The sequence below is a fragment of the Pseudoalteromonas apostichopi genome, assembly GCF_030297135.1.
In the GTDB taxonomy this organism is placed as follows: domain Bacteria; phylum Pseudomonadota; class Gammaproteobacteria; order Enterobacterales; family Alteromonadaceae; genus Pseudoalteromonas; species Pseudoalteromonas apostichopi.
On the sequence record NZ_AP028065.1, the window covers coordinates 2,455,501 to 2,467,469 of the forward strand.

Annotated in this window: 9 protein-coding genes and 1 tRNA gene; 7 read left to right on the forward strand and 3 right to left on the reverse strand. The window is 41.4% G+C overall.

The window, feature by feature from the left end; translation table 11 throughout:
- Positions 1-29 precede the first annotated feature (29 nt).
- Positions 30-1,544 carry a leucyl aminopeptidase gene (gene pepA, locus QUE86_RS11075; protein WP_130049615.1) on the reverse strand — a complete coding sequence of 505 codons (1,515 nt, stop codon included), beginning with the start codon at positions 1,542-1,544 and terminating at the stop codon, positions 30-32.
- Positions 1,545-1,866: 322 nt separating this feature from the next.
- On the opposite strand from pepA, the gene lptF reads away from it, so the two are divergent.
- Positions 1,867-2,979, forward strand: coding sequence for an LPS export ABC transporter permease LptF (gene lptF / locus QUE86_RS11080; protein ID WP_130049614.1), 1,113 nt, complete (start codon positions 1,867-1,869; stop codon positions 2,977-2,979).
- Positions 2,976-4,043 carry an LPS export ABC transporter permease LptG gene (gene lptG / locus QUE86_RS11085; protein ID WP_130049613.1) on the forward strand — a complete coding sequence of 356 codons (1,068 nt, stop codon included), beginning with the start codon at positions 2,976-2,978 and terminating at the stop codon, positions 4,041-4,043. Before lptF ends, lptG begins: the two co-directional genes overlap by 4 nt.
- A gap of 74 nt (positions 4,044-4,117) precedes the next feature.
- On the opposite strand, the gene QUE86_RS11090 is transcribed toward lptG, so the two are convergent.
- Entirely contained in the window at positions 4,118-4,618 is a 501-nt protein-coding gene (locus QUE86_RS11090; RefSeq protein WP_286257201.1) for an RDD family protein, read from the reverse strand.
- A 141-nt stretch (positions 4,619-4,759) separates the two neighbouring features.
- Here QUE86_RS11090 and QUE86_RS11095 point away from each other — a divergent pair, with 141 nt between their 5' ends.
- The 5 genes from QUE86_RS11095 to QUE86_RS11115 all read left to right on the forward strand — a co-directional run bounded on the left by QUE86_RS11095 (position 4,760) and on the right by QUE86_RS11115 (position 10,680).
- Positions 4,760-6,412 carry an acyl-CoA dehydrogenase family protein gene (locus QUE86_RS11095; protein ID WP_286257203.1) on the forward strand — a complete coding sequence of 551 codons (1,653 nt, stop codon included), beginning with the start codon at positions 4,760-4,762 and terminating at the stop codon, positions 6,410-6,412.
- A gap of 176 nt (positions 6,413-6,588) precedes the next feature.
- Positions 6,589-6,673 (forward strand) — tRNA-Leu (locus QUE86_RS11100).
- 362 nt (positions 6,674-7,035) lie between these two features.
- Positions 7,036-9,207, forward strand: coding sequence for a putative bifunctional diguanylate cyclase/phosphodiesterase (locus tag QUE86_RS11105; protein ID WP_130049609.1), 2,172 nt, complete (start codon positions 7,036-7,038; stop codon positions 9,205-9,207).
- A 47-nt stretch (positions 9,208-9,254) separates the two neighbouring features.
- On the forward strand, positions 9,255-10,268 hold the full coding sequence (locus QUE86_RS11110) for a fatty acid desaturase (RefSeq protein ID WP_130049608.1): 1,014 nt from the start codon (positions 9,255-9,257) through the stop codon (positions 10,266-10,268).
- Between the two features lies 1 nt (position 10,269).
- Positions 10,270-10,680: a GFA family protein gene (locus QUE86_RS11115; protein WP_130049607.1), complete on the forward strand. Its 411-nt coding sequence runs from the start codon at positions 10,270-10,272 to the stop codon at positions 10,678-10,680.
- Here the strand turns inward: QUE86_RS11115 and QUE86_RS11120 are convergent.
- Positions 10,673-11,911 carry an MFS transporter gene (locus tag QUE86_RS11120; protein ID WP_239976866.1) on the reverse strand — a complete coding sequence of 413 codons (1,239 nt, stop codon included), beginning with the start codon at positions 11,909-11,911 and terminating at the stop codon, positions 10,673-10,675. The genes QUE86_RS11115 and QUE86_RS11120 overlap by 8 nt on opposite strands.
- Between the last annotated feature and the right edge of the window lie 58 nt (positions 11,912-11,969).

Here is an 11,969-nt window from a genome sequence, read left to right on the forward strand (position 1 = left end):
TAGGGTTAGTTTTAAGCTTTCGACAAGGCTTAATCGTGACTTGCTTCACTTATGCCCGCACGGTTTAACAAATACTGGGTTAACATAGGAACCGGACGACCAGTTGCACCTTTGTTTTTACCGCCGCTGCGCCATGCTGTACCTGCGATATCTAAATGCGCCCAGTTGTATTTTTTGGTGAATTTAGATAAGAAGCATGCTGCTGTTATCGTACCTGCAGCACGACCACCTAAGTTGGTAAAATCAGCGAATGGGCTTTCAAGTTGCTCTTGATAGTCATCCCATAGCGGAAGCTGCCATGCGCGGTCGCCACTTTGCTCAGACGCTTTAAGTAGGTCATGGGCAAGTGGGTTATGGTTAGATAGTAAGCCCGTTGCATGTGAACCCAGAGCAATAATACACGCACCCGTAAGTGTTGCTACGTCGACAACAGTATCTGGTTCGAAACGCTCAACATAAGTTAGGGCATCACACAGCACTAAACGACCTTCAGCATCAGTGTTTAACACTTCAACGGTTTGACCTGACATCGTTGTTAAAATATCACCAGGGCGATAAGCATTTGACCCTGGCATGTTTTCACAACCGGCTAAAACACCGACAACGTTGATAGGTAACTGCATTTGTACCAATGCGCGCATAGTACCAATAACACCCGCTGCACCACCCATATCGTATTTCATTTCGTCCATGGCTTCGCCAGGCTTGATTGAAATACCGCCTGAGTCAAAGGTTAAGCCTTTACCTACTAATACGATAGGTGATTGGTCTTTGTCGCCACCTTGATAGTTGATTACTGACATAACTGATTCATTAGCACTACCACGACCAACCGCTAAGTATGAATTCATGCCAAGCTCAGCCATTTTTTCTTCACCAATAATATCAACGCTTACATTATCGAAGTTATTAGCAAGCTCTTGTGCTTGTTCCCCTAAATACGCAGGGTTACAGATATTTGGTGGCATGTTGGCAACGTCTTTACATAATTTGCTACCTGCAGCGATTGCTAAGCCATGCTCAATGGCGCTTTCGCCAATTGTTAACTCGCGGCGTGTTGGCACGTTGAAAACAATTTTACGAAGTGGGCGACGCGGATCGCTCTTTTTGCTTTTCAGTTGGTTGAAGGTGTATAAGCAGTCTTGAGTTGTTTCAACTGCTTGGCGCACTTTCCAGTAGGTGTCGCGGCTTTTAACGTGTTGCTCTGTTAAAAAGCATACTGCTTCCATTGAACCGGTTTCGTTTAGCGTGTTAATCGTTTTTGAGATGATTTGCTTATATTGTTTGTCATCAAGCTCACGCTCTTTACCACAACCGACTAACAACACACGCTCACTCAGTACATTTGGTACATGATGTAATAGCAATACTTGGCCTGGTTTACCTTCAAGGTCACCGCGGCGTAGCAAATTTGAGATATAACCGTCACTGATTTTATCTAATTGTTCACCAATGGGGGATAAACGACGTGGCTCATAAACGCCTACTACAATACATGCGCTACGTTGCTTTTCTGGACTACCACTTTTTACGCTAAATTCCATTGTTACTCCTGATATTGAGTCGTATAACCTTAGTTTATAAGGGTAAGAAATTCTTTTTCGAGTCCTTTCTTACATTTTTTAGTTTAATAGCACTAATCTTAGTACATAAACTATGACTCTATTTATGTGTTTTTGAACTTTATCTTAATGTGAATATCAATATCACATAATAGACGCCATCTGCACCATTTATGCAAGATTATATGTTCTTGCTAGGTATGATATTTAACTTTGATGGCATATAATAAAGTGAGTAAAATAACTAGTTTACTCAAAATTCCTTACTATTCCAGTGAAACTCGATGTTTAACAGGGGCGAGCATTGCTAATTTTTCGTTATTTGACCACTGAAGTCTTCAAGTCGCAGGTCGCCGTATTTTTAACTTTGATGACTATTTTTGTGTCTCAAAAGTTTGTCGTTATCTTAGGAGACGCCTCTGAAGGGGGTCTTCCAGCTAAACTTGTGCTTTCGATGATTGCACTAAAACTTCCTCAACTAGCTTCTCTTATACTGCCTTTGAGTATCTTCTTGGGTATTATTTTGGCGTACAGTCGCATTTATGCCGACAGCGAAATGACTGTTTTCAAAGCCTGCGGTGTTAGTGAGTGGTACGTGGTTCGGGTAACCCTTATTTCAAGCACTGCGATGGCTGTTTTAGCTGGGGCGCTGACACTTTATGTTGCGCCATGGGCCAGTGAACAAGAATATCAATTAAAAGAGCAAGCAAAAGCGGATGCAGGCTTATCGGCACTTCGTGCAGGGCGTTTTCAGCAAACTGGAAACGAAAAAGCGGTTGTTTTTATTCACAACATCGAAAATAGCGGAAAAGAGCTACACAAAGTATTTGTTGCTCAGCTACCCGATCGTGAAAAAGGTGACTTAGCACGTTTGGTGTATGCAGAACGTGGTGTGGTGATTGAGCAAGAAAACGGTGAACAGCAACTTGTTCTTAACGATGGTAAGCGCTACGAAACAGATGGCGAGTCTGCTGCGTTAAACTTAACAGAGTTCGATGGTTACAGTGTGCAAATTCAAGATCAAGAAATTGAACATCAGCGCCGTAAGTTAGAAGCTATTTCAACGCTTGATTTATTCAAAATGAAAACCTCTGAAGCCATTGCACAGTGGCAGTGGCGTTTAGCTATCCCGCTTTCAATTCCATTATTAACCTTATTAGCAGTACCGCTAAGTGTGGTGAATCCGCGCCAAGGTAAATTCGCTAAATTGGTGCCCGCAATCAGCTTGTATTTAGGGTATTTCATTTTACTGAATGCCGCTAAATTTGCAGTTGAAGATGGCAAAATCCCACCTTCAATTGGCTTGTGGTGGATTCATTTATCAGCTTTGTTTATTGGTGGTTTCTTGATTATTAAAGGTCGTCCGCTCGGCGCATGGTTAAGGTCAATTGTGACTAAGCGGGAGCTAAGCATATGATGAAAACTCTCGACTGGTATTTAGGCCGCAGCATTATTCAAACAACCGGTTTTGCTTTAATGGTACTGGTGGGTATTAGTACCCTGATTAAGTTTATTGAGCAGTTAAAATCGGTTGGTCGTGGTAGCTATGATATTGCAACCGCGCTGATCTACACCATATACAGCATGCCGGGTGATTTGGTTATTTTCTTTCCTATGGCTGCACTGATTGGCGGATTGACCGGTCTTGGCGCTTTAGCATCCAACAGTGAGTTGGTGGTAATGCAAGCCGCGGGTATGTCACGTCTGCAAATTATTACTTCAGTTATGAAAACCGCTATGTTTATGGCGATTTGTATGATGGCGCTTGGTGAATGGGGCGCCCCTGAAGCACAGCTCAAGGCAAAAGAAATACGCAATCAAGCAATTTATGGTGGTGATGTTTTTAATGCCAAGCAAGGTGTGTGGGCAAAAGATGGCAGCAATTTTATTAATATCGAAGATGTCGACCAGCAAGGTACGTTACGTGGCGTGCATATGTATCACTTTGATAAGTCGTTGCAACTTACTCAGATCACAAAGGCTGAAGAGGCATTAAATCGTAAAGATGGCTGGTTACTTCGTGATGTGAATAAGGTGGTGATCACACCTGAGCAGATCAGTACTGAACAGCACAAGGAAGAGTTTTACGACTCGCAGCTGACCGCTGAAAAGTTAGGAGTTGTATCAGTGAAGCCCGAGGCGCTTTCGTTTACTGGGCTTTGGTCATATTTAGGTTATTTGCAGCAAAATGAGCAAGACACCAGCACTTATGAGTTAGCTTTATGGCGTAAGGTTATGCAACCGGTATCTATAGCCGTTATGTTGTTAGTTGCCTTATCGTTTATATTTGGTCCGCTTCGCACAGTAACAATGGGCGCACGTATTATTATGGGTGTAATAACAGGTATTACTTTCCACCTAACTAATGAGATTTTTGGTCCTGTGGTGATGGTTTATCAAATTCCAGCTGTGGTTGGTGCTGTGTTACCAAGCTTACTGTTTATAGGGTTTGCTACTTATCTATTGAATAAACGAGTGTAATGCTCGTTTAAAATGCACAAAAAAGCGTGGTTTGTTGCCACGCTTTTTTTGTACTTGATGTGTTGCTTAATCACTTAATCAAGTGAGCGATAAATACGTTTATTTTCTTCTTTGGTGAGGGTGAGCACTTCAGTTTTTGCGATGTAATCTTGCAATGCGCGCTTATTTTTAAAATCCACCAACACCACTAAATTACCTAAACCTAATAGCGCAGTAATGGCTCTAAGTGCACCTTGTTGCCAGCTAATTAATTGACCATCGAGGGTTTGCACCTTTAAACGCCATGCCCGCATACCAATTGTTTGGCCACTCTTAGTCCAAAAGTAGCTAAAGAAACTAATACTCACTATTACCAATAATGCACTTCGAATGCCATACAGTAATGGCGAGTTTTGAATGAAAGCAGATACATCCTCAGCGTCACCAATGCTTAGTAAGTCTAAAGAAATTAGCCCTTGAACAGCTAATAAATACAGTACGGTAGTCAGCATCGCAAAGGCAATGATAACCAAGGTATCGTAGATTAAAGAGGCAAAGCGGCGCCAGAAACCGGCACGTGGAAACTCAGCTGACATAAACAATCTCATCCAATTAAATTGCGCAGTAGTTTAGCAAAGTCCTTCGCAAACAAGAAATACTTAACGGCCGTTTAGCAAGTCGACAAACAGGTCTGACCTGCTATAGTTGAGAAAATAATAAAAAATGAGCACACAATTATGGCCGTTTCTCAAAGCGAAACCCATCAGGTATTTAATCAACCCAAACCACTTGAAAACTACAATGCCTACGAGGCTGATACCATATTACAGTATTGGCAAAACCGTTTTGCAGGGCAGTGGGGAACTGTGCATTTAGCTGCGTTTGGGGAGCAAGTGGGTGGCGTATTACTGCAAGCTGGTTTTTTAGCAAACAAACACTTACCAGAATTAACGACTCACAGTCGGTTTGGCGAACGCATAGACCAAGTTGACTATCATCCAAGCTATCATGAGCTGATGCAGCATGCCATAGAGCAAGGGCACTGCGCATTGCCTTGGCAGCAACAAAAAGCCGGGAGTCATGTTGTAAGAGCTGTGATGGCAGTGCTGCACAATCATGCAGAACCGGGCTCCGGCTGTCCATTAACCATGACTTTTGCCAGTGTGCCAGCTATTGCCAGCCAAGAAAATATCGCAGCTATGTGGCTACCTAAAATAATGGCAAATCATTACGACCCAGATAATAAGCCTTGGTCTGAAAAAAAGGGTGTCACTATAGGTATGGCGATGACCGAAAAACAAGGCGGCTCTGATGTTCGAGCCAATACCACTAAAGCCGCAGCTATTAATGAAAGTGGCGCAGGGCAATTATACGCTTTAACTGGGCACAAATGGTTTTGCTCAGCGCCCATGAGTGACGCATTTTTAGTACTCGCTAACACTGATGAAAACCAATTATCCTGCTTCTTAGTGCCGCGCTGGCTCGAAACTGGTGAGAAAAATGCCATGTATATTCAGCGTTTAAAAAATAAGTTAGGTAATCAATCGAATGCGAGCTCTGAAATAGAGTTCAGAGGCGCGCATGGCTGGTTGCTAGGAGAGCCAGGGCGAGGCATTGCAACTATTATTCAAATGGTCGCTTTGACTCGTTATGATTGTATGCTTGGTTCAAGTTCGTTGATGTTGCAAGCTGTGAAAGAAGCGATATGGCACACTTCAGGGCGAAATGTATTTGGTAAAAACCTGCACCAGCAGCCACTAATGCTTAATGTACTGGCAGATTTAGCTATCGAGGCTGAAGCTGCACTTGCTATTTCCATGCGCATTGCACATGCTCTTGATAATCAAGGTAATAGCAATGAAGTTGCATTAGTACGCAGTGCCACTGCAATAGGTAAATACTGGATCTGTAAGCGTGCGGTGCAGCAGACCTATGAGGCTATGGAATGTATTGGTGGCGTGGGTTATGTGCAAGACAACATTATCAGTCGACTTTATAAAGAAGCACCTGTTAACTCAATTTGGGAAGGTTCTGGTAATGTACAGTGCCTTGATCTTTTGCGTGTATTTAATCGTGAGCCTGAATCTCTGAAGGTGCTTATGAATGAGCTTGAAAAGGCACGCAGTTTGAGCCTCGACTACGCGACAAAGTTAGATGAACTACAACGAATGCTCACTGATGCCGCGAATCTCGAAATGCATGCTCGACGCATAATTGAAAGGCTTGCGCTACTTTGGCAAGCATCAACGCTATTACAATTTGGCGAGCCACTTATTGCAGACGCGTTTGTGAAGAGTCGTCTAAATGAAGTGAGTTTTAGCCAGTACGGCTGTCTTAGTCATGACATCGATTGTCAGGCTATTGTTTCACGAATGATGCCAAAACTCTAAAGTTAACAACTTGTTTAATTATTGTGCGGTTGAGTAGTGGCACCGCATAAAACGCTTGCTGCCTTACCTATTCTTTGTATAATGCTTGGCATAGAGACAAAAGCAGTTTAAAAAGCTTTTGCTCTAAAGTGGTTTTTCTTTATCTTCTCGTGTTTAGAAGGTTAAAGAAAAATTAAGCCAGTATGATGGAATTGGTAGACATGACGGATTCAAAATCCGTTGCCTTCGGGCGTGGCGGTTCAAGTCCGCCTACTGGTACCACTTTTTAACCCTAGCCAATCGGTTAGGGTTTTTTTATGCCTGAAAGCTATCAGCTATCAGCTATCAGCCGAGTGATCGCCTATCGCCTAGTACCCAGAACCTAGGACCCAGAGCTTATAACTCAAATTTAAGTACCAACTCCACCACTATTAAAGCAACTTTTGTTCTATTTATAACCGACCAAGTTCAAACTATGTTTGATCTACAAATAACCATGAAAAATGTGTGCTTATTTGCTTGGAAAGTAACCGTTTAAGACTAGAGTACGATGGTGTTTGCATGCGTCTTATAATACAATTTGTTTTCTAAACTATAAGTGAGGTCAATCACTTAGTGCATAATATCGGGTAAGGTAACTTAGCGTGGGTACATACGACTTAAAGCGTATAGTTGAAAGTATTTCAAATTTAAAAAGTGAAAACTTTTATAATGCAATATGCCTGTCTTTATCGGAAGTGCTTGGTGCTTCTCATGTTTTTTTAGCTCAAGTTGATGAGTCGACTTTGCATGCGACAACCATCGCTTTGGCTGAGCATGACGAAATTGTAGAAAACATCAGCTACGATATCCGCTGTACGCCATGCAACGATGTAAGGTGTGGCAGTATCTCAAGTTACAGCTCTGGAGTTCAGCAGCTATTCCCTAACGATCAGTTACTTGTTGATATGGGCATAGAAGCCTATGTGGGTGTGCCTTTACAAAGTATATCTGGCAAAACAGATACTATTCTTGTCGCACTATTTCAGCATGAAATAAACGATGCGATGCAAATAGAGTCTTTCTTCTCGTTATTTACAGGTCTTATTCAGCGAGAAATCGAAAAAGACCGCTTTATTGCTAAACTTGATTTTGCAAATCAACTTATCGAGCAAAGCCACGAAGCGATTTTTATTTGCGACCATAATGTACATATTACTTATGCAAATACGGCATTTACTGAAATGACCGGTTACTCGCTGAGTGAAGTATTAGGGCAAAACCCAAAAATTTTAAGCTCAAACAAGTATGATCCACATTTTTACAAAGCGATGTGGCATCAAATTAATACAGAGGGTAAGTGGTCTGGTGAAATAACGAATAAAACCAAACAAGGTAAGCTGTATACGCAATTTTTATCTATTACCAAAATGCAAAATAATGGTGAAGATTGCTATGTTGCGTTTATTTTGGATATCACCGAGAAAAAAGAAGCTGAACAGAAAATCTATTTTCACGCAAACCATGACCAACTCACCGGTTTAACCAATCGTTTTTACTTTAAAGAGTATTTATGCAAGCTAATATCGTCTTTGTCTTACCAAGATGATGCGAATACTAACTTAGCAGTGATCTACTTCGATGTTGATAAGTTTCAAGACATCAACACAGTCTACGGCTTAACGTTTGGTGATAAGGTACTATGCGAGCTGTCAAAACGGCTTAATGGCAGTTTTAAAGAGTGTGCTTTTTCGCGTATTGATGGTGATAGCTTTGCCATCTTACAAACTTATCAGCACGTTAGTGAACTTGAGCATGTTTGCAAACAAATTACCGCGTTACTTGTTGAACCTTTTTCGATTGGTGGAATTAGTCAGCAGGTTTCAGTTACGCTGGGAATGAGTCAATTTGAGCAAACTGAAACGGCTACTTCAAATTATAAAATTGAAAAGGTTGCCCGTCGTTTAATACGCCAAGCTGAACTTGCCACCTTAAATGCCAAGCAAACAGGTGATGAGTACCTGTTTTTCTGTAAAGAGATGGATAACAAGGTCAAAAAACACAATTTGTTAGTAGAACAGCTTACCCAAGCTGTGAAAAACAATGATATTGAAGTGTATTTTCAACCTATTATCGATATTGAAAATAACACAGTTGCTAAATTCGAAAGTTTAGTACGCTGGAATAATCAAGGCCAATGGCTATCACCTGCTGAGTTTATTCCTTTGGCTGAAGAGTCTCGGGTGATTATTCCACTCGGTGAACTCGTGTTGACTAAAACTTGTCAGCAAGTAAAAGAGTTAGAAGCAAAAGGTTATGAAAACGTTGTTTTTAACGTAAACCGTTCTTTATTTGAGTTTACTGAGTATAACCCTGAGCGTAATACATGGCTTGAGGTTATTAAAAGCCAAGGGGTTAAACCATCCCAAATTTCATTTGAATTAACCGAAAGTGTTTTAGCTCCAGAAAACACCAATCATCTAGATGTGTTAAGGCAGTTGAAGCAAGCAGGGTGTTTAATTTCATTAGATGATTTTGGTACGGGTTATTCGTCTCTTAGCTACTTACGCCGTTTTCCTGTCGATGTACTTAAGCTAGATAAGTCTTTTATAGACGAAGTACATGTTGATTCAGGTGACGAAGCGCTGGTCAAATCAATTATTCAAATGAGTCGTGTTCTGGGTATTAAAGTTGTTGCTGAAGGGGTTGAAGAACGCGAACAATTGGCTGTACTAACAGAAGCTGGCTGTGACTATATCCAAGGCTATTACTTTTCAAAGCCATTGCCAGCAAGCGATATACTGCCATTTTTAACGCAATTTCCTCGAGCGCAGTAGGTAATTACGGTATGATTTTGATATCAACCTGCTAGTAAAAGCTTACTATGTCAAAATCAACTGCGAAACAAAATATAAAGACGATAGTTTCAGCTATTAAGGCTGAAGAGCAGTCGCTAAGATCGCTTTATCCTATACTTAATCAGCAAAATACAATTGCTATGGCTATTCTACTCGTGTCGTTATGTTCACTATTCGGCGTTGCGACACTCTATTATTTAGCTATTATTCCTGCATGGCTGTGTATCATTTTGGCTGCTTTTATTACCTCGATATCGCATGAACTTGAACATGATCTGATCCATAAGCAGTATTTTAGTAATCGTCCTTTTACACATAACCTGATGATGCTAACCGTGTGGTTAATGCGGCCAAATACGGTTAACCCTTGGTATCGCAGAAAAATTCACTTACATCACCATAAAGTATCCGGCACCTCTCAAGATTTAGAGGAGCGCTTAGTGGGCAATGGCATAAAATCCCCATTTTTGAGGGTGTTGGTTATCACTGATGGCTTGCTAGGTTTATTAATTAATACCAAGCGATTTAATAAAGAAATTAGTGGCTTTAAGTTTTTACGAGTTTTTAATGCTGGCTTTCCTGTTGCAACAGCGTATTTTGCGACTCTTTATGGGTTAATTGCTTACTATGCTCTGCAATTTGTGCAGCCATTTACATTACCCGCTTGGGGAGTAGAGTTACTTACTGGGGCTGAATTCTTAATGGTGGTACTTATCGTGCCTAATATCATTCGCTCAACGTCTCTTAACTTGGTGACATCTTCAATGCATTATTATGGTGGTGTAAATAATTTGCTAGAGCAAACGCATGTGATCACCAGTCGCTGGTTTTTACCGTTTCAATTATTTTGTTTTGATTTTGGTCGCACACACACAATCCACCATTTTGTACCGAATCAGCCCTTTTACATTAGGCAATTGATCAGCAAAAAAATACATCCTATTATGGCCCAGCATGGGGTACGTTTTAATGACTTACAAAGCTTAAAACATGCAAATCACTACCCTGTAAAAGAGCAGTCATCTCAACAAGGAATTTAATATGAAGGTAACAGGTCGTTGTCATTGTGGTGAGGTAACTTACAATGCAGAAGTTGATGAAAATAAAGTGATTAACTGTCACTGTACAGATTGCCAAATTATCTCGGGTGCGCCTTTTCGCACTGTTGTGGTGTCTGTGCCAGATGGGGTTACCTTTACAGGTGCTGAGCCAAAAGAATATATAAAAATAGCCGAAAGTGGTAATCAGCGTGCGCAAGGCTTTTGTGGTAACTGTGGTACAGCCTTGTACGCGACTTCTGTAGGTGCAGGTGAGCGTATTTATGGCTTACGTATTGGCGCTGTAGAGCAAGCTGATGAGCTTATCCCTAAAGCGCATATTTGGTATCGCTCACATAAGCCTTGGCTCGATAACCTAAGTGATATGAGTATCTTTGAAACCGCACCTAATTAGCTGCCCCTTTTTGTTGTTGGCCGATAGTTAGATTTCGGCCACTTAAATAACCAAACAAAGCACACAGTAGACTTGATGCAATACACAGCCAAAGTGCTCCTTCCCAATTATTAAAATAACTATGTAAGGCACCCGCAATAATAGGGCCGGTTGCAGCCAATAAATATCCGATACATTGTGCCATGCCCGACAAAGCTGCGGCTTGCATTGAGTCTTGAGTTCGCAGGCTTACGAATGATAAACCTAGAATAAAACATGCGCCTGAACAAAAACCTAGAGTGATTGACCAAAACATCGCGAAACTAGGTGCAACTAATAACCCAAGTGAACAAAGCGCCCCAAGTAACGCAAGGCTTAAAGTTAAAATACGTTGATCTTTTAATTTGGCAAGTAGCGGAATAAGCACAATCCCTGGCAGGGCGGAGGCAACTTGAAAGGCGCCTTGTAAAGCACCAGCATGCTGCGCACTATGACCACCCTCTATTAAAATACTGGGCAGCCAACCTAGCATGATATAAGTGAAAAATGAGTTAAAGCCGAGCAGTGAAGTGATTTGCCAAGCAAGTGCTGAGTGCCAAATTTTGCTTTGTGTACTACTTGGCACAGATGATTTTTTTGGCATGGTATGTTGCTTAAGTTGTGGTAACCACACAACAGTAGCCAGTACAACTAATAGGGCATAACTGGCGAGGGCTAATTGCCAGCCAAGTTCTTTATATTCTGCCAGCGGAATGATTATTGCTGAATAACTTCCGCCAAATATCCCCATTGCCAAAACATAACTAGACGTCATAACAGCCACTTTATGGGGAAAGTCCCGTTTTATCAGGCTTGGCAATAACACATTACCAATCGCGATACCGACGCCAATCACTGCAGTACCAATAAATAACACTGTGGCTGAGTCAATAACGCGAGATACGACTCCTACGCCTATAAGCACAAGGGCAATGAACAGCGATACTTCAAGACCGCACTTTTTAGCAAGGCTCGCCGCCATGGGGGAGGCAATAGCAAACGCGATTAAAGGTAAAGTAGTCAACATACCGGCTTGTGATGCACTTAACTGAAATTGTTCAATGATTTGTTCAAGTACAGGTGCGATCCCAGTGATAGGAGCACGTAAACTGGCTGCAATTAGAAAAATGCCCAGTACTAATAGAAGGTTACGAATTACGTTTTGAGAAGATGACACGCTGTTTGGAAAGATAGCTATAGGTACTTTTATCATACCAAAACACTAAACAGCGTGGGTGAACTATGAGATAGCTCACCAAATAAAACGGTTA